The sequence below is a fragment of the Mucilaginibacter sp. 14171R-50 genome, assembly GCF_010093045.1.
GTDB lineage: Bacteria > Bacteroidota > Bacteroidia > Sphingobacteriales > Sphingobacteriaceae > Mucilaginibacter.
Genome location: NZ_CP048115.1, coordinates 1,362,488 through 1,381,231, shown reverse-complemented (window position 1 = coordinate 1,381,231; position 18,744 = coordinate 1,362,488). Strand labels below are relative to the sequence as shown.

The following is an 18,744-nucleotide window of genomic DNA, read 5'->3' as shown; positions in this document are numbered from 1 at the left end:
GTAATATTTTATGGTTTAGCAGCAGCCACCACCCGGTGTGCAGCAAGCTTCCGCAGGTGCCGCAGCCAGGTTCACTAATTGCACCTTTGGTTTTTCAGCCACAGGTGTGCAACATTCCTCGCCTTTATCATTCGTGCCGCAGCTGCCGCCGCGACCGATGGCTTTACATTGTACCGCATCAGGGCGCAGATCAATGGTTAAAGCGCCATCACCCACGATCATTTCATTAGGGAACATCTGGCGGGTATCAAATTCTGAATTTCCGAACTCGATCTTCACCGTACCGTTCGGGTTCAATGGCAGCATTTTTTCTACAATGTCCACGATTGATAAAGCTTTACCCACTTTCATCGAGCGTTCCTGCTGTTCGCCCTCCGGCACCCATAATTGTACAATGATCTCCGTCCAGGCATTCATAACGCCACCGCAATCTACCGAAGTGATCGGCGCTTGTTTGATCTCGGTTATATGGTAAGCCGCATCTACCAACTTGCCTTCAGCATATTGGAATTGCAGGTCAAGGTCGGGATGCTGTAATAAGGTGTCCTTAAAGGTTTTCCAGTTGATGGCTTCTACTTTATTCATGGCTATATGATTTTATTTATTGTAATATTGCGATAGATTGGTTAAAAAAAATTTAACAGCAGTTGTCTTTCTTTTCTTTATATGAACCAAAAAATACGTTCAGTTCCAGTTGCAGCGCTTTCCAGGCTTCCGGCTCGATGCAATAGCAAACGCTCACGCCCTCGATCGTGCCCTGGATCAAGCCGGCATTCTTCAATTCTTTCAAATGCTGTGAAATGGTGGCCTGCGCTAAACCCAGTTCTTCTACCAGGTCACCGCAGATACAGGCATTCGCCTTAATGATTTGCTGCAAGATGGCGATACGGGCCGGATGTGCAATGGCTTTCAATTGCACGGCCAGCTTATTTTGCTGCTCGTTGAAGATATCTGTCTTGGTTAGTCCCATAAATACATTGCAATATTACGATTAATAATTCAAATGCAACAACTGAATTGATTTTTTTTATTTAAGCAATTGCTTAAATGCTTATATTTGCACCACGATAATGATGGATAATTGTACAAGAATATTTGCCGACACCGGCCAGATCAATAATTGCAGGGAACTGCTTGCTCAAAACCAGCGATCCTTTACGGAACTTTCAAAAGTGGTCGCGCTGGCGGGTAACGAGGTGCGTTTAAAAATATTGTTCCTGTTGAACCAGGAGACGGAGCTTTGCCCCTGCGACCTGAGTGATATTTTAGCCATGACGATTCCTGCGGTTTCACAACATCTCAGGAAGCTAAAAGACGGCGGAATTATCCGGGCAAGGAAATCCGGACAAACCATTTTTTATGCGATCTGCGAAGATCAATTGCCCTTACTGTCCTCTTTCTTTAACCTGATTAATCAACCTTCAAATTTCGTAAAGGCATGAAAACTGTTGTTCAAAAAACCTGGATCAGCGGTGTGCTGGCTGCGTTAGCCGCTTCACTGTGTTGCATAGCGCCTTTACTCGCTGTTTTTGGGGGCATCAGCGGCGCAGCAACTGCCTTCAACTGGATCGAACCTTACCGGCCCTGGTTAGTCGGTCTCACCATCATGGCATTTGCTTTTGCCTGGTATCAGCAATTGGGGGGCACACGGCGCAACCAGGAAGATTGCTGCGTACCGGCTAAACGTTCCTTTTGGCAGACCAAAGGGTTCCTGCTGATCGTTACTTTATGTGCTACCGTACTAATGGCATTCCCTTATTATTCATCCCTATTTTATAAAACACCTGTAAAGGTAGTAACCGCAAAAAATAACCTGTCCCGCTTGAAATATGTGCGGCTGAACATAAAAGGTATGGGCTGTGCCGATTGCACTAAGCATATAGATGGCACTTTGGCTGGCGTCAATGGGGTGACGTCTGCCGTTACCTCCTTTGAAAAAGCGTTAACGGTGGTGAGTTATGACCCGGCTAAAACAACTGCCGACAGCATCAGTCATAAGATCAAAGAGATTGGATATCAACCTACGTTAGTTAAATCAAATTGAATATGTCTACCACAATTGTGTTAAGTTCTGTTATTACGTGTCCCAACTGCGGCTTTCAAAAAGAGGAGGAAATGCCCACCGATGCCTGCCAGTATTTCTATGAATGTGAATCGTGTAAAACACGCTTGAAGCCAATGGCCGGGGATTGCTGTGTATTTTGTAGTTATGGAACGGTGAAATGCCCACCCATACAGCAAGGAACATCCTGCTGTGGCTAATGTACGATCTCGAAGAAAGTGATCAGGTTACCATGCAGGTCAAGAATCGGAAAATCACGATGGCCCCAGGGCTGATCTTCCACAACAGTGTAGGAATCATAAATAATTCCCGTTGCCTTGTATTCAAGGTATAGGTCATCGATGCCTTCGACTTCGATACGGCAACTGGCCGTACCTGCCAAAAAGCTTTCCGCGCCGTTGGTTATGGGATTTAGAAACAGCCAGAATTTATATTTCCAGGAACGGTCACAAGCCTGCCAAAGCTGTATTTCGATACCATCCCGAACCATAGACGCAAAACCATCTTTCTGAACGCGGGTTTTAAAGCCCATCTTGCTTTCATAAAAAGTGATCGCTTTGTCAATATTAACCACCGGTAAGGCTGGGATGCTTCTTTTAAACTTGGTCATGGCTTTAATAAAGATTGAAGTTCAGTATCGCTTTTCGCGGCTTCTTTCAAGTAAGTCAGGGTATCTGCGGCCAGCTTGCTTTGGTCAGCCCCGGCTTTTAAAAGCAGCTTTATACAGCCCATTTGATGGTATCGGTTACCTGTGTCGCCAGAAGTCAAAGTATGCACAGCCCACCCAACAGGTGTGCTGTTAAAGGTAGTATCTTCCTGGTCGATATTTGCGCCCGCTGCGATCAAAGCTGCTACCAGTTGATCCCGGCCGCAAAAAGCTGCCCAGTGAAGTGCGGTCGCGCCATCATGGTCTGCATAATAAATATCCGCACCCTGTTCAATATAGAAGATGCCTAATTTCTCCGCATGGAGACTTGCCGCAGCTATCAATGGTGTATTCTTATCGCCCGATAATTTATAGCCATCTATATCGGCACCGAATTCCAGCAGGATTTTAGCAACCTCTATCGCTTGCTCATCACTGATCGCACCATTAAAGACCACATCGCATATCCGGTGCAACGGATGCCCTGTCATTCGGGCATGTCATCATTGCAGGGAATACCTGCATTAGCCAGTTTAGGATCAGCGGCAAGCGCGGCTCTTAATGGCCGGTAATCACCGGTACTGATTAACGTAAATAACTGGCTTGCTTTCATAAAGGAGGTTTAACATCAAAACTAAATAAAATGAGTCGCATTTTGGCGCGCCAGCTGTATCTGAATGTGCCCACACATATCAATCAAGCGGCAAGATTAAGTATTGAAAAAATGCAAATGAATTCTGCAGAATTCATTTGCATTCAAATTTGCGACCGCAAATTTTTAAGCGTCGCCGTTAGGAAATTCTTCCTGTCCCAACTCCTTTTGCTTGCTGACCTCTTTCTCAATTTCATTGGCCAGTTGTTCAGCCGAAGGTAAATAAAGCTGGTATTTGGAGGCAAAGATGTTGCTGTTTTCCGGCAAAGTAAATTTAACGACCGTATCATTTTTCTCCAGGCATAATAATATGCCGACCGTTGGTGTTTCATGCCCCAGCTTTTCGATGCGGTCATAATAATTAACGTACATCTGCAACTGTCCAAGATCCTGATGGGTGATCTTATGTGTTTTCAGTTCAATGATCACAAAACACTGGAGCAGCCTATTATAAAACACCAGGTCAACCAAAAAATCATCGCCATCCAAATGGATGCGCTTTTGCCTGGCTACGAAGGAAAAACCATTCCCAAGTTCCAGCATGAACTCTTGCAGGTGGGTGATCAAAGCATTTTCAAGATCCTTTTCATAATATGCGGCTTCTGGTTTAAGTCCCAGAAATTCGAGTATCATTGGATCTTTGATAATTTCCTGCGGCTTATTCGGTTGCTTTTCGTTACGAGCTACGGATAGAACTTTTTCTTTGTCTGTGCTCAAAAGAAGTCTCTCGTAAAGTTGACTACCAATTTGGCGATCCATCTGTCTGGCGGTCCAATTGTTCTTTGCTGTTTCTTGAATATAAAACTCCCTTTTTTCTGTTTCTTCCATACTCAGAAGGGACCGATAATGCGTCCATGTCAATTGTGTACGCAGTGCGTACACAATTGGGAAAGTTCTGTAGAATTGCCTAAAGTGATTTAAATTTCTTGCAGAAAATGCGTTACCAAATTGTGGCATTAGTTCTTCTGCTAAATATGGAATCAGGCGCTCTCCATAAACCGCGCGATCTTTGCCGTGCTGTTCCTCTTCAAAAATCCTTTTACCAATATGCCAAAACATAACAACTCTTTCATGATCAATGGCACGGGCTGCTGAGATCCTGGCACTTTCAATTAAACCCTTGATCTCACTTATCAAAATTATCTCGCTCATACTAATTCCTCCTCCAATTTTTCTTCAACAACTTCAGCATTAAACTGCAAACGTGCCTTTAAGGCCTGCATATCCCGGTTAACCTTTTTATCTTTCATTTTTGCATAGATCTGGGTAGTGGTTAATTTAGTATGACCAAGCATTTTGCTGACCGTTTCTAATGGCACATCGTTTTCGAGGGTAACCGTTGTAGCAAATGTGTGTCGTGCAATGTGAGTGGTTAACACTTTTTCGATACCGGCCAGATCACCGATCTCTTTTAAATAGGCATTCATCTTTTGATTACTCTTTACGGGCAATAGCCGGTTCTCTACGATTCTGGCATCGTGATCTTTGTAGCGCTCTATGATCTCTATGGCCTGCGGTATCAATGGAACGTTGGCCTCGATAGCGGTTTTGGTTCGCGTGGTTTTGATCCAAGTCACGCCATCGGCACCGGTAACCACGTGCTGAGGGGTCAGTTTATCTACATCAACAAAGGCATAACCCGTGTAGCAGCAAAACAAAAATGTATCACGTACCTCAGCCAATCGTTTCACCTTAAAATGGTACGCTGCCAACTGATTGATCTCTTCCCATTCCAGTTCCACGCGATTAACCTTATTGTAGGTGCATTTAAAAAGGTTGAATGGGTTATGGCTCATCCATTGATTATTGACGGCCAGGTTAATGATCTTTTTAAGATTTTTAATATACCGCATGGCAGTGTTATGTTCGATTTTGTCTTCGGTTTTTAAATACATTTCTAAACCAGTTACAAAAGAATAATCGATCGCCTCCAGATATACATCGGGTTTCTTGTACCGGAACTGAATGTACTCAGCCGTCTTTTTACGGACGGTTTTATACTTGGTAAGCGTAGCCCTTACAAAATCTTTATCCAGCAGTTTTTCGAGTTTATTATTGTGCTCGTCAAATACTTCCAGTAACATGCGATGAATGGTACCCTCACCCGTATATTTCTGCTTTATCTTTTCAGCCGTAATAAAATCTTCGGTACGTTTCAGATCGTCGAAAGCCCGGCGGATTTCATTTGTTGCTTCGATGATTTGCGTGTTGACATCTTTAACGTCTGCGCCGTTACCTTTTAAATAGCCTGTTTCCGCATCCCACTTTTTGGGATCAACCTTTCGCCCAATAGAGATTTCACAACGTTTGCTGAGATAAGTGATTCTTGCATACAGCGGAACCATACCCTGTGAATCTGTTTTTCTTTTGTCAGCCCAGATCAGGACTGAAAACTTTTGTGCATTTTTCATTTGAATAAATTTTAAATACCTGATAATTAATCTGGTCACGAAAACTTGTTTTTCGCGACTAATTTTCACTTAGCCAAGTGCTTTAAAATCAATCAATTAACCCCATTCTCGGTGACCTATTTTAGAAGATCAAAAAAGGTCACCGAGTTAGTCACCAAAACCATCAAATCCGGCATTTTTTCCGGTTCCCGAACCCTGCGGATCATAATTTCCGCAGGGTTCTGAGATGGTCTGATATGCCCTCCGATTAAGGTCATTTTTAAACCAAAAATTTGCGTTAAAATGAGGTGTTTTGAGGCCAAATTTTATGATTGCAAATAATTGATTTACAATTAGTTAATCATTAATTTGGTGGCTAAAGTAGGTATTCTGAAGCAGTCACCGAATAGGTCACTGGATGAGTCATAAATGCTGAGGTGTTTTGCGTTTTTTTGAGCATAAAAAAAGCGCTTAGTCCTGAAATCTAAGCGCTTTTACGAAGCCTTGCGGCTCTTTTAGCGGAATGGACGGGACTCGAACCCGCGACCCCATGCGTGACAGGCATGTATTCTAACCAGCTGAACTACCACTCCGTTTGGGATGGCAAATATACGTACCTTTTTGTTTTACACAAGCTGTTTTTTAAAAAATATCATTTTAATTGTTTTTTGCCTTTATTTACGTCAAACAGACACTTTATCAAAAATTAATTTAAATTCGTTTCTTCATACCAATTATTTCTGCTTGCATAATTTTAAAAGAGAAAAAACATGCTGTTATTAGGCATCGACATCGGCACTTCGTCGGTAAAGGTATGCGTTGTTGATGCTGAAAGCCAGGTAGTTGTAGCATCCGCATCCTACCCCGACCAGGAGTCGCCTATCACTTCGCTGCAAAGCGGCTGGGCGGAGCAATCGCCTGAGATGTGGTGGCAGCAAACCCGGCAGGCGTTAACTTTGTGCCATAAAAAAGGCGGATACGATCCCAAAAATATTTCAGCAATTGGCATTGCTTACCAAATGCACGGGCTTGTTTTGGTTGATAAGGACCAAAAAATCCTGCGCGATAGTATCATTTGGTGCGATAGCCGGGCGGTTAAAATTGGGGACAAAGCTTTTGCGGATATCGGTACCGAAAAGTGCCTAACGCATATGCTTAACTCGCCCGGTAACTTTACCGCCTCGAAACTGGCATGGGTTAAGCAAAACGAGCCCGACATATATGCACAGATAGATAGGATCATGCTTCCCGGCGATTACATTGCCATGAAGCTTACCGGCGAAATAACCACCTCGGCTTCGGCATTATCAGAAGGTGTTTTCTTCGATTTTCAAAATAACGGCCTGTCAAAAGATATTATCGGGCACTTTAACTTCAGCGAAAAGCTCTTCCCACCGGTTATGCCCGTATTTTCGGCGCATGGCAGAATAACTACAAATGTCGCTGCTTTATTAGGGCTAACCGCGGGAATCCCTGTAACTTATAAAGCAGGCGATCAGCCCAACAACGCTCTATCATTAAACGTGCTTAAACCCGGCGAGGTAGCCGCTACCGCAGGCACATCGGGGGTTATATATGGAGTAAGCGGTGAGCTTACCTACGATGTACAATCCAGGGTAAACACTTTTGCACATGTTAATTATACAAATGAACGTAAGCGCCTGGGCGTATTGTTGTGTATTAACGGCACAGGCAGCCTGTATCGCTGGATAAAAAACACTTTCGGCGCCACGCTTAGTTATGCCCAAATGAACGCAATGGCAGAACAGGCGCCAATGGGTTGCAACGGCCTGCGCATTATGCCTTTTGGCAACGGTGCCGAGCGTATGCTGAACAACAAGCAAATTGGCGCGCACCTGCATAACATCGACCTTAATTTGCACGCAGCAGCGCATGTTTTCAGGGCTGCGCAAGAGGGTATTGCATGCGCTTTCAGGTATGGGTTGGATATCATGCGCGAAAATGGCATGCACCCAACCGTTATTCGCGCCGGAAAAAGCAATATGTTTTTAAGCGACCTGTTTGCTCAAACTTTTGTAAATGCCACAGGGGTGCCCGTTGAGCTCTATAACAACGATGGCAGCCTGGGCGCAGCATTAGGCGCCGGTATTGGCGCGGGTATATACCCATCGCAAGCCGAAGCGTTTAGCAAAGCCGAACGGGTAGGGTATATTGAGCCGACGGATATCGAAAAATTTGAGCCAATCTACCAGGATTGGAAAGAAATTCTTGAAGGTCACCTGCAAAAGAAGCAGGAAGATAAGGATCAGACAGTAGAAACATTCAATAATCAATAACTCAATAATAAAATTATGGGAATTGTAACCGGAGAAAAAGAGTTTTTTAAGGGAATAGGGCAGATAAAGTACGAGGGGCCGCAATCAGATAACCCGCTGGCGTTTCGCTGGTACGATGCGGATAAGGTAATAGCAGGTAAACCCATGAAAGATCACTTGCGCTTTGCCTGTGCTTACTGGCATTCGTTCTGTGGTAACGGCGCTGACCCGTTTGGCGAACCAACGCATATATTCCCGTGGAGCCTTAAGGATGATGCCATTGAGCGCGCCAAAGATAAAATGGACGCGGCTTTTGAGTTTATCACCAAAATGAACTTACCATTTTATTGTTTCCACGACGTGGACATAGTTGATTACACAAACGATATTAATGAAAACGACCGCCGCTTGCAGACTATGGTTGGCTACGCTAAACAAAAACAGGAGGATAGCGGCGTAAAATTGCTGTGGGGCACATCAAACCTGTTCAGCAACCGCAGGTATATGAACGGGGCGGCAACAAACCCTAATTTTCATGTACTGGCGCATGCAGGCACGCAGGTAAAGGCGGCGCTTGATGCTACCATTGCACTTGGGGGCGAGAACTACGTTTTTTGGGGCGGACGCGAGGGTTACATGACCCTGCTAAACACCGATATGAAGCGCGAACAGGAGCATCTTGCAAAATTCCTGCATACCGCAAAAGATTACGCCCGCAAGCAAGGGTTTAATGGCAATTTCTTTATAGAACCCAAACCTTGTGAACCTACCAAACATCAGTACGACTATGACGCGGCAACCGTATTGGGCTTTCTGCAAAAATATGGCCTGATAGACGATTTTAAACTAAATCTTGAAGTTAACCACGCCACACTGGCAGGCCACACTTTTCAGCACGACCTGCAGGTAGCCGCGGATGCCGGACTGCTGGGCTCGATAGATGCCAACCGGGGCGATTACCAAAATGGCTGGGATACCGACCAGTTCCCGAATGACATTACCGAGGTTACCGAATATATGCTGATCATACTACAGGCCGGCGGCTTTGGCGGTGGCGGGATAAACTTTGATGCCAAGATCCGTCGTAACTCTACAGACCCGGCCGATCTGTTCTACGCGCATATAGGTGGGATGGACATATTTGCGCGGGCGCTCGTCATCGCTGATAATATCCTGCAAAAATCCGATTACAAAAAAATACGTGCAGATCGTTACGCATCTTTCGACAGCGGCGCGGGTAAGGATTTTGAAGCGGGCAAGTTATCGTTAGAAGACTTACGGAAATATGCCGTGGAAAATGGCGAGCCGGAAACCATAAGCGGCAAACAGGAGTACCTTGAAAATTTGATTAACCGATATATATAACTATTATTAAGCTCCCGATTATAAACCTATTTAAACCAGATAAATGAACTCTCTTACCTTTGGCGATAAGATCGTCTTCCTTATTTATTTTTTGATCGTATCTTTTTACGGATATTGGATTTACAAGCGTAAACGCAATACCGATGCAACCTCAAAAGATTATTTTTTGGCCGAAGGTTCCCTTACCTGGTGGGCAATCGGCGCATCGCTGATAGCCTCAAATATATCTGCCGAGCAATTTATAGGTACCAGTGGTTCCGCGTTTAAAATGGGGCTTGCGATATCTACATACGAGTGGATGGCGGCAGCAACGCTCATTATTGTAGCGATATTTTTTATCCCCATATATTTAAAGAACAAAATATTTACCATGCCGCAGTTTTTGCACCAGCGGTATAACGGCACAGTGGCTATGGTTATGGCTATCTTCTGGCTGTTGCTATATATCGTGGTTAACCTTATGTCTATCCTGTACCTTGGTGCATTAGCAATAAGCGGTATATCAGGCTTAAATATTTACTTCTGTATAATTGCTTTAGCCGTATTTGCTGTTATTATAACATTAGGCGGCATGAAGGTAATTGGCTATACCGACGTTATACAGGTGTTTGTATTGGTACTTGGCGGGTTAGCCGCTACGTACATAGCATTGGGCAAATTAACAGAAGGCGCAGCCGACCATTCCATCCTTTCGGGCCTAAAAATATTGCATAACGAGGCCTCGGAACACTTCCATATGATATTTAAGAAAGAGAACGAAAATTATATGGATATGCCGGGCCTTTCGGTTTTAATAGGCGGTATGATCATTGTTAACCTTAACTACTGGGGCTGTAACCAATACATTACACAAAGGGCCTTAGGCGCCGATCTTAAAACAGCGCGCGCGGGTATCCTGTTTGCGGCTTTCTTAAAACTACTGATGCCGGTTATTGTGGTATTACCCGGTATAGCAGCTTATGTGCTTTATCAACGGGGGATGTTCCACCACGAGATGCTAAGTTCATCGGGCGTTGTGGATGTAAATAAAGCGTACCCTTCGCTTTTAAACCTTTTGCCTGCCGGGTTAAAGGGCTTATCGTTTGCCGCGCTTACAGCGGCAATAGTGGCCTCGCTGGCCGGCAAGGCAAACAGTATAGCTACCATATTTACACTGGATGTTTATAAAAAAGCCATCAACACCAAGGCCACCGAAAAAAAGTTAGTATTATTTGGTAAATGGTCGGTTTTGGTAGCTATGGGCTTAGGTGTTGCAATGTCGCTGGTAATTGGCGAGCGCTTAATGGGCGAAGGCAAGCAGGGTTTCCAATACATACAGGAGTACACCGGTTTTGTATCGCCGGGTATATTTGCCATGTTCATCCTGGGCTTCTTCTGGAAAAAGGCATCGTCTAACGCGGCTTTATTTGCTACCATAGGCGGCTTTATATTTTCAGTGTTCTTTAAACTGCTTCCGCGCTTCGCCGACCTTAGCTTTTTATACCCTTATGGCTTTGCAAAACAAGCCTTACAGGATGATAAAGTTACCAAACTATATGAGATCCCCTTTATAGACCGTATGGGCTTTGTGTTTGTGCTTTGCGTGATAGGGATGATCATCATTTCAAAAATTGACCAGGCTAAAGGCGTTAAAACCAACGGCCTGGAAATTGATGCCTCGATGTTTAAAACCTCGCGCGCATTTACTGCCGGGGCGCTCATAGTAGGCGGTATTATAGTGGCTTTATATTCGTTCTTTTGGTAAAATAGGAATTCTGAATATCGGAGCGGCTTGCATAAAGCCGCTTTTTTTGTGCTTATCTCGCCAAAAAGAATTTATATTATTTTAAACCAATACTTAAATTTACCGTCTAAGGCATATACATAACCTTAAACTTTAATAAATTGAAAAAAACATTTTTTTTAAGCGCTGCTGCTATATTGCTCAGTGCACCAGCCATTTTTGCGCAGGCTACCGCAAATCAAACCACTTCTCCCTTTATATTTCCCGAATTTAAAACAGGTACCGTTTTCCAAAAAGGTGGCGCCACTGTTGAGGCCTCTCTTGATTATAATACCGTTACACAGGAAATGATGTTCGACCAGAACGGTAGCAAACTAATCCTTGATGATGTTAGCAATATAGACAGTATTGTAATCCAAAACTTTGTATTTGTACCGGCAAATAAAGTGTTCTACGAAAAACTTACTAAAACACCTGTTAGCTTATTTGCCCAATATAAAGGCAAAGCGGTTAAAGCTTCGGCAGATGAAATTGGTGTTGGAGGTGCCATTGGCGGTACTATCGGTGTCACCAAAAAGGATAATCAAAAACCCGGCAGCTATGATATGCAGCTTAAAAAAGGGTATAAAATAAACAACCAGGTAGTTTACTGGCTCAAAAAAGGAAATGATTTTATACAGGTCAATAACCTCAAATCGCTTGATAAAATATTTCCGGGTAAAGAAAACCAGATCGACGCCTTTATTAAGGAAAATCATACGAGTATTTACAATATTGCGGATATGATAAAGCTAATTGAGTTTAGCAATAAGTAGAAGCGCTTGTTAGCACTTTAAAAAGGCCAGAGTTCCAACTCTGGCCTTTTTAGTTGTTTGCGGGATTGCATATATCCTACGATATCCTTATTCTAATAAATTACTCACTCCAATTCAATCACTTATTTATAATTATTCTAAATAATTTGGATAGTATATATTCTTAATATACTTTTGGCCATTATTTATAATTAGTCTTAATAAGAAATGGTCAAATATCAACTTACACTATTAGCAATATGCAGTGCATTGCTTTCAATGTTTTTACCAAAAGTATCTTTTGCTCAAAATAAAGGAGCTGTTCAGGGTAAAGTAGTAACTACGAAAAACGAAGCTGCCGACAATGTATCAATTGGCCTGGAAGGTACCGGCTATGGCACAACCACCCGGTCAAATGGCGAATTTTCTTTTAAGGCACCGTCAGGATCTTATACCATTATCATATCATATGTGGGTGTAGAGCGTGTTGAAGTACCTGTAACGGTTCTTGCAAATCAAACCGTAACGGTTCCGCAGATAGTAATAAAAGCCAGCCTATCGCAACTTACAGAAGTAAACGTGATTGCTAACAGGGCAAACCGTTTTACCCGCAAGGTAAGTACCGACGTAGGTAAAATACCATTGGACAACCTGGAAAATGCCCAGAGCTATACCACTATCAGCAGCGAGCTGATCAAGGAACAGCAATTATTTACGGTTGACGATGCCTTAAAAAATGCTTCAGGCATCCAAAAAATGTGGGATGCTACAGGACGGGCCGGCGATGGCGGCGGTTATTTTACCCTGCGCGGCTTTACTACGCAAACACGCGTTCGTAACGGTATAGCCGGTTTAGTAACCAGCAGCATCGACGCTGTTAATATCGATAAGATTGAAGTTATCAAAGGCCCTTCGGCTACGTTGTTCGGCAGCACAGTCACCTCATTTGGTGGGTTAATAAACAGGGTCACCAAAAAGCCTTACGGTACTTTCGGGGCCGAAATCGGTCAGTCCGTTGGCAGTTATGCTCTAAACCGCACCACAATCGATGTTAACACCCCTATCGGTTCTGATATCGCCTTCCGTTTAAATGGCGCGTATAGCTACGAGGGCAGTTTCCAAAACTATGGTAAAAACCGCACTTTTGCCTTTGCCCCAAGTCTTTCTGTAAAAGCAAGCGACAGGTTGTCTTTCCTGTTTGAGGCGGAAATGTTTTACGGGCGTAGCTCGGCCAAGCCGTTCTTCTTTTTCTGGTCGAGCCCGAAAGACCTGGGTGTTACCAATGCAAACCAGTTAAAAATAGACTATAAGCAGGCCTACGCTAACGATAATGTAACTTCATACTCACGCAGTTTAAACTACTTTGCAGAGGCTAAGTATAAGATATCTGATAAGTTCACTTCGCAAACCATTTTCTCGTCATCAAATAGCTATTCTGATGGCCCGAGCCCTTACTATTATCTGATAACGGACGCTATCGCTATGGCAGCGCCTTACAACGCTCCAGACCTGCCTGGTGAAGGCAACTACATCCTGCGTAATGACCAGTCGACCGCGAACAGCAAGCTTGGTGCTATCCAGGTTCAGGAAAATATCAATGGTGATTTTAATATTGGCAGCATGCGTAACCGTGTTGTGTTCGGTTTAGATTTTCAGCGCCAAAACTCGCACCAGATCTTCCTTGACCATCAATACGGTTATGCCCCCATAAACGATGCAAATTTTGATTACGGCAATTTTAATAAGCAAGCGGTTGATGCCGTAGACCCGGGCACGCCATATCCGTATATTTACAAAACCAATACGTATAGCGCCTACGTGTCTGATGTGCTTAACTTAACGGATAAACTCATCGCTTCGGTTGGCGTGCGGGTAGACCGCTACGAGAACAAAGGCTCGTATAACGTAGATGGCGAACAGGTTAGTAAACCCTTTGATCAAACTGCATATTCGCCAAAGTTTGGGTTGATCTATCAACCGTTAAAAGAGGCCCTTTCGTTATTTGCCAATTACCAGAACGGGTTTGTTAACCCCGGTGTTTATACAAATGGTGATGGCCAGCCTGCCGTTGCCGACTTGCAAAACGCTAACCAGATTGAGGGAGGAATAAAAACATCCTTATTTAACGGCAAGTTAAACAGTACAATAAGCTACTATCGAATTAACGTTACTAACGTATTGCGCCCCTTGCCAAACTCGCCGGTTTTTGGCCAGGTTCAGGATGGCACACAGTTAAGCCAGGGTTTCGAAGCCGAACTGGTTGCCAACCCCATACCGGCGGTAAACATTGTAGCAGGCTTTTCATATAACGATTCTAAATTTACGAAGGCGGCAGATAATGTACAGGGCCTGCGCCCGAACACGGCGGGGTCACCTTACCTGGCCAACCTTTACATCAGCTACCGTTTACCGCAAAGCTTTGTTAAAGGCCTTGGTGTAGGCGTTGGCGGAAACTATGCCAGCAACAACAAGATCATAAACAGCATTAGCGAGGGGACTTTCGAACTGCCATCTTACACCTTACTAAATGCGTCGATATATCTCGACAGGCCAAAATATCGGATCGGGTTAACAGGCAATAACCTTACCGACAAGCATTACTACACCGGTTTTACAACGGTAAACCCACAACGTTTACGCCAGTTTGTTTTAAGTGCATCATATAAATTGTAAGTAATGACCCCATTTAAAAAAGGTTTACTTTTTTGCCACCGCTGGCTCGGATTTATTTCCGGGCTTGTGGTGTTTATTGTAAGTATCACGGGTTGTATTTTTTGCTTTCAGGACGAAATACAGGACGCTTTGCATGATTACCGCCGGGTAGAGTCGCATGGGAAGCCTTATCTGCAGCCATCTCAACTGATCAATATTGCTAAACATAAATTCCCGAAGGCATCGCCTGATTACATGTACTACTATGGTGAAAAAAGGCCGGCTGCAGTATTGTCTAATACGGGCAATGACGGTTACATCTATATATTCATCAACCCCTACACGGGTACAATTACCCATACCGAAACCCCTGCAACCAATTTTTTTATTATTGTTGAGTATATACACCTCTATTTATTGCTGCCGCCTGCAATAGGCAAATGGGTTGTTGGGGTAGCTGTTATCATTTTTATGGTGATCATGGTAACCGGCCTTATTTTGTGGTGGCCTAAACGCAAAACCGACCGTAAGCGCAGCTTTACCATTAAATGGGGAGGCCGCTGGCGCAGGGTGAACTACGATCTGCATAACGTACTTGGTTTTTACGCCACATCCATAGCAATTATACTTGCTATCAGTGGCCTGGCCATAGCATTTGAACCGGTGAGCAGAGCCATATATAACACGGCAAACATTGGCAGGAATATCAGATATGAAGATGAAGTAACGGAGCCTAAGTCAGATTCGCTTAAGAAAGCCGGGGTTGCCAAACAACCTGTAGTTGATATGGCATTTGCACATGCCAGGCAGCAATCGCCTAAAGCCGAAATGTTTTTAATCCACAACGACCCGGCAGTTGCAGGAGCTATTGGTGTTGGCGCTTATCCTAAATCAATGCATTACGCATATGCCAGTGGTTATGAGTTTGATAAGTACAACGGCAAATTGCTAAAAACATATGTCTACAATAAAAAAAGCCCCGGCCTGAAACTGAACGAAATGAATTATGATATCCATGTGGGCCAGATAGGCGGTTTAACCACCAAGATCATCGCGTTTTTAGCAAGCCTTATCTGCGCCAGCCTGCCCGTAACCGGGTTTATCATCTGGTTAGGGAAGCGCAAAAAATCAAGATCTAAAACAAGCAAAGCGCGTAATGCCGTGCACCATAAAACCCACAGACGGATGGTTTTAGAGACAAAGGGTTAAGTCCGCTTTATCGATCAGTATTACAGCTAAAACTTACCTATACTCAATCTCCACATCATCCGTCAACGCATGGCCTGTGCAGGTGAGTATCCAGCCCTTGGCAAGGTCATCATCGGTAAGCACTTCGTTTTTGGCCATCTCTACCCTACCGGTTTTGCAAAACGCTACACAGGCCGAGCAGATCCCGCTGCGGCAGCTATAGGGTAATGGTACATTGTTTTGCAAGGCAGCCTGCAATATGGATTGGTTTTCGCCCGCTACTATATTATGTTGTTCGTTGTTAAAGTTAACACTGATATTCCGAGGTGGGTAATTGGTTTGGCTGCCGGTAACGGGCACAGTTTCCAGTACAAAATTCTCTTTATGTATTTGCCTTGGTCCGATACCCATGTACAGCAGGGTAAGCCTGATCATCCGCATGTACACAAAGGGCCCGCAAAGGTAAAATTTCGCTTTATTCCTGTCAAATTCCAATTGCATGTTTACCAGTTGCTCAACCTTGATATTGGTTAGGCGGTTTGCATGGCTGCTTAATAAATAGGTAATGTTTAACCTATCTGGATGTAGCACCTGTAAAGCATTCAGCTCTGCTTCGAACAAAACGGAGTTACTATCCTGAGAACTGTAGATCAGGTGCAGCTTGCTCTTTCCGGCGCGTTTTAGGACATACTTAATGATCGAGAATATGGGTGTAATTCCGCTCCCTGCAGCAAACAACAAAATGTCCTTCTCAGGCGGATGCCCGGTAACGGTAAAGACCCCCGCGGGTTCGGCCGCGGATAATACATCCCCTATCTTAACTTTTGTGAGCAGAAAACGCGATATTTCGCCATTGCTAACCCGTTTAACAGTTATAGCCGGCCGGTCTTCATCAGGCGAAGAGCTTAACGAGTATGAGCGCCGTATCTCCTGGCTGTGGTGATTAAATATCAGTGTGAGGAATTGCCCGGCTCTATATGCCACGTGGCGGCCCTGCGCTTCAACAAGGTAAAATGTGGCCGTATCGGGCAGTTCCCATTTTATTTCATCAACTCTTAATTGCAGCATCAGCTCAGATCTTGATCACAATTTTACCGAACTGCGTTGCGGCACCCATTTTATCAAAAGCTTTTGAAGCATCTGCTAAAGGGTACACATCATCAACCACCGGTACTATTTTATGTAAATTAACAAAGTCAAGCATGGCTTTAAAATCCTGTTGTGTGCCCATCGTCGTCCCTATGATCTGTAATTGTTTCCAGAATATAGGCCGGGCATTTAATTCAGGGATATTACCCGCTGTACCGCCAAAAAATACTATGCGCCCGCCGGGGTTGCAAAGATCGGGCATCCTGGCAAAATCGGGGCCAAGCGCGCTGTCAACAATAATGTCAAAGCCTCCTCCCGCAAAATGCTTCAACTCCTGCGCCCAATCCTGCGCTTTGTAATTTACACCCGCGCAGGCGCCGAGCTGCCTGGCCTGTTCTATCTTCTCGCCGGTGCCTGATGTTACAAAAACCTTGGCGCCGGCGGCCAAAGCAAATTGCAGCAAAAAAGTGCCCGTGCCTGCGCCTACACCAACGATCAGCACCTTATCGCCCTTTTTAATATGTGCTTTTGTAAATAATGCGCGGTACGATGTTATACCCGCTAAAGGCAGCGCTGATGCCTGCTCAAATGTCAAATGCGCCGGTTTTGAATAAAGGTACTCCGCCTTTACCAAAACATACTCGGCCATAGTTCCATCATCGGGCAAGCCCAGTATTTTAAATTCTTTCGATTGAAACTCCGCATGTTCGCCCCAGTTGTGTGATGGGTTAATGATCACTTCTTTGCCCAGCCATTCTTTAGCGCCATCACCGGCATCGCTTACAACTCCTGCACCATCAGCGCCCAATATGGTTGGATATTTTATTCCGGCATACTTGCCCTGGGTTATCCACCAGTCGCGGCGGTTTAGGGCAGCAGCTTTTACCTGCACCAATACTTCTCCCGCGCCGGGCGTGGGTTTGGCAACATCTTTTATAACCAGAGGGTTTTCTGCTGATTCTAATACAACGGCTTTCATAGTGTAATAGTCAATCCACGCCATTGCGGGCGACGGCGTGGTGTGTAAAATAAAAATAAAAAAAGCGGCAGATTGTTTCCAACTGCCGCTCTGTAGTTAAACCCTCGCCATTAGCGCAGGGCTTGTGGGTTTAAGCAATGGCTTTTGTATATAATTCCGAAACGTGGTTCCAGTTAATCACATTCCAGATTGCGGCCAGGTAATCGGGGCGGCGGTTCTGGTATTTTAAGTAATACGCGTGTTCCCATACGTCGATACCCAAAATTGGTGTGCCTTTTACTTCGGCAATATCCATTAAAGGGTTATCCTGGTTAGGGGTTGATGTTATTGCCAGCTTTTTATCGGCTGTTACAATTAACCACGCCCAGCCCGATCCAAAACGGGTAGCACCCGCTTCTGATACCTTAGTTTTAAAATCGGCAAACGAACCGAAAGTGCTTTTGATAGCATCGGCCAGCGCGCCAGCAGGCTCGCCACCACCATTCGGCGATAATATGGTCCAGAATAAAGAGTGGTTATAGTGGCCGCCACCGTTGTTGCGCACGGCGGTCGGGAACTTCGAAATATTTTTGATGATGTCTTCAATATTACCATCAGCCTCCGGTTTACCTTCTAAGGCCTTGTTTAAATTGGTAACATAAGCCTGGTGGTGCTTACCATGGTGAATTTCCATCGTAGCTTTATCAATGTGCGGTTCCAGAGCATCGGTAGCGTAGGGTAACGCCGGTAGTGTAAATGCCATAATATTAAAATTTAAGGTTAAAACTTTCGTGTGTGATGTAGCAAATATAAGGGTTGAGACAGGTAATTGTTCTATATCAATGTCAAGTTTTTGTTAAGAGAGTCGGAAAGTCCGGGATGTCGGGAGTCAGAAAGACAGCTGCGGAAAATTTTGTCTTTCCGACTCTCTGACATCGGACTTTCTGAT

19 protein-coding genes and 1 tRNA gene are annotated in these 18,744 nt (G+C 44.4%); 9 read left to right on the top strand and 11 right to left on the bottom strand.

What is annotated here, in order from left to right; translation table 11 throughout:
* Positions 1-15: 15 nt before the first annotated feature.
* Both GWR56_RS06395 and GWR56_RS06390 read right to left on the bottom strand, forming a co-directional pair.
* The gene (locus tag GWR56_RS06395; RefSeq protein ID WP_162430306.1) at positions 16-585 is read right to left on the bottom strand and encodes a DUF6428 family protein; all 570 of its coding nucleotides are present in this window, start codon (positions 583-585) and stop codon (positions 16-18) included.
* A 52-nt stretch (positions 586-637) separates the two neighbouring features.
* Positions 638-970: a helix-turn-helix transcriptional regulator gene (locus GWR56_RS06390; RefSeq protein ID WP_162430305.1), complete on the bottom strand. Its 333-nt coding sequence runs from the start codon at positions 968-970 to the stop codon at positions 638-640.
* A 100-nt stretch (positions 971-1,070) separates the two neighbouring features.
* Between GWR56_RS06390 and GWR56_RS06385 the strand changes: the two genes are divergently transcribed.
* From GWR56_RS06385 to GWR56_RS20760, 3 genes are read left to right on the top strand one after another with little or no spacing between them, the layout of a single operon-like run.
* Complete coding sequence (locus GWR56_RS06385; RefSeq protein ID WP_370463814.1) at positions 1,071-1,442, top strand: ArsR/SmtB family transcription factor; 372 nt, start codon at positions 1,071-1,073, stop codon at positions 1,440-1,442.
* Positions 1,439-2,044: a mercuric transport protein MerTP gene (gene merTP, locus GWR56_RS06380; RefSeq protein ID WP_162430304.1), complete on the top strand. Its 606-nt coding sequence runs from the start codon at positions 1,439-1,441 to the stop codon at positions 2,042-2,044. Before GWR56_RS06385 ends, merTP begins: the two co-directional genes overlap by 4 nt.
* A 2-nt stretch (positions 2,045-2,046) precedes the next feature.
* On the top strand, positions 2,047-2,262 hold the full coding sequence (locus tag GWR56_RS20760; protein ID WP_162430303.1) for a GDCCVxC domain-containing (seleno)protein: 216 nt from the start codon (positions 2,047-2,049) through the stop codon (positions 2,260-2,262).
* Here GWR56_RS20760 and GWR56_RS06370 read toward each other — a convergent pair.
* From GWR56_RS06370 to GWR56_RS06350, 6 genes are all read right to left on the bottom strand, one after another.
* Positions 2,259-2,672, bottom strand: a complete 414-nt coding sequence (locus GWR56_RS06370) for a VOC family protein (RefSeq protein WP_162430302.1) — start codon at positions 2,670-2,672, stop codon at positions 2,259-2,261. The two genes, GWR56_RS20760 and GWR56_RS06370, sit on opposite strands and share 4 nt — an antisense overlap.
* On the bottom strand, positions 2,669-3,199 hold the full coding sequence (locus GWR56_RS06365; RefSeq protein ID WP_162430301.1) for an ankyrin repeat domain-containing protein: 531 nt from the start codon (positions 3,197-3,199) through the stop codon (positions 2,669-2,671). Before GWR56_RS06365 ends, GWR56_RS06370 begins: the two co-directional genes overlap by 4 nt.
* A complete protein-coding gene (locus GWR56_RS20690) occupies positions 3,196-3,321 on the bottom strand; it encodes a hypothetical protein (protein WP_255456706.1) in 126 nt (41 codons plus the stop codon). Before GWR56_RS20690 ends, GWR56_RS06365 begins: the two co-directional genes overlap by 4 nt.
* 165 nt (positions 3,322-3,486) lie before the next feature.
* The gene (locus GWR56_RS06360) at positions 3,487-4,512 is read right to left on the bottom strand and encodes a YhcG family protein (RefSeq protein ID WP_162430300.1); all 1,026 of its coding nucleotides are present in this window, start codon (positions 4,510-4,512) and stop codon (positions 3,487-3,489) included.
* A complete protein-coding gene (locus GWR56_RS06355; protein ID WP_162430299.1) occupies positions 4,509-5,771 on the bottom strand; it encodes a site-specific integrase in 1,263 nt (420 codons plus the stop codon). Before GWR56_RS06355 ends, GWR56_RS06360 begins: the two co-directional genes overlap by 4 nt.
* A 498-nt stretch (positions 5,772-6,269) precedes the next feature.
* Positions 6,270-6,343: transfer RNA gene (locus tag GWR56_RS06350), tRNA-Asp, on the bottom strand.
* Positions 6,344-6,520: 177 nt separating this feature from the next.
* On the opposite strand from GWR56_RS06350, the gene GWR56_RS06345 reads away from it, so the two are divergent.
* From GWR56_RS06345 to GWR56_RS06320, 6 genes are all read left to right on the top strand, one after another.
* Entirely contained in the window at positions 6,521-8,047 is a 1,527-nt protein-coding gene (locus GWR56_RS06345; RefSeq protein WP_162430298.1) for a xylulokinase, read from the top strand.
* A 15-nt stretch (positions 8,048-8,062) separates the two neighbouring features.
* On the top strand, positions 8,063-9,391 hold the full coding sequence (xylA, locus tag GWR56_RS06340) for a xylose isomerase (RefSeq protein WP_162430297.1): 1,329 nt from the start codon (positions 8,063-8,065) through the stop codon (positions 9,389-9,391).
* Positions 9,392-9,434: 43 nt separating this feature from the next.
* Entirely contained in the window at positions 9,435-11,135 is a 1,701-nt protein-coding gene (locus GWR56_RS06335; RefSeq protein ID WP_162430296.1) for a sodium/solute symporter, read from the top strand.
* Between the two features lie 140 nt (positions 11,136-11,275).
* Positions 11,276-11,929 (top strand): hypothetical protein, encoded by a 654-nt coding sequence (locus GWR56_RS06330; RefSeq protein WP_162430295.1) that lies wholly within the window; start codon positions 11,276-11,278, stop codon positions 11,927-11,929.
* Positions 11,930-12,187: 258 nt separating this feature from the next.
* A complete protein-coding gene (locus GWR56_RS06325) occupies positions 12,188-14,581 on the top strand; it encodes a TonB-dependent receptor (RefSeq protein WP_202925382.1) in 2,394 nt (797 codons plus the stop codon).
* Between the two features lie 3 nt (positions 14,582-14,584).
* Positions 14,585-15,769, top strand: coding sequence for a PepSY domain-containing protein (locus tag GWR56_RS06320; protein ID WP_162430293.1), 1,185 nt, complete (start codon positions 14,585-14,587; stop codon positions 15,767-15,769).
* 33 nt (positions 15,770-15,802) lie between these two features.
* Here the strand turns inward: GWR56_RS06320 and GWR56_RS06315 are convergent, their stop codons facing one another.
* The 3 genes from GWR56_RS06315 to GWR56_RS06305 all read right to left on the bottom strand — a co-directional run bounded on the left by GWR56_RS06315 (position 15,803) and on the right by GWR56_RS06305 (position 18,558).
* Complete coding sequence (locus tag GWR56_RS06315; RefSeq protein ID WP_162430292.1) at positions 15,803-16,816, bottom strand: ferredoxin--NADP reductase; 1,014 nt, start codon at positions 16,814-16,816, stop codon at positions 15,803-15,805.
* Positions 16,817-16,820: 4 nt separating this feature from the next.
* Positions 16,821-17,816 (bottom strand): zinc-binding dehydrogenase, encoded by a 996-nt coding sequence (locus tag GWR56_RS06310; protein ID WP_162430291.1) that lies wholly within the window; start codon positions 17,814-17,816, stop codon positions 16,821-16,823.
* Positions 17,817-17,946: 130 nt separating this feature from the next.
* Positions 17,947-18,558 (bottom strand): superoxide dismutase, encoded by a 612-nt coding sequence (locus GWR56_RS06305; RefSeq protein WP_162430290.1) that lies wholly within the window; start codon positions 18,556-18,558, stop codon positions 17,947-17,949.
* Positions 18,559-18,744 lie beyond the last annotated feature (186 nt).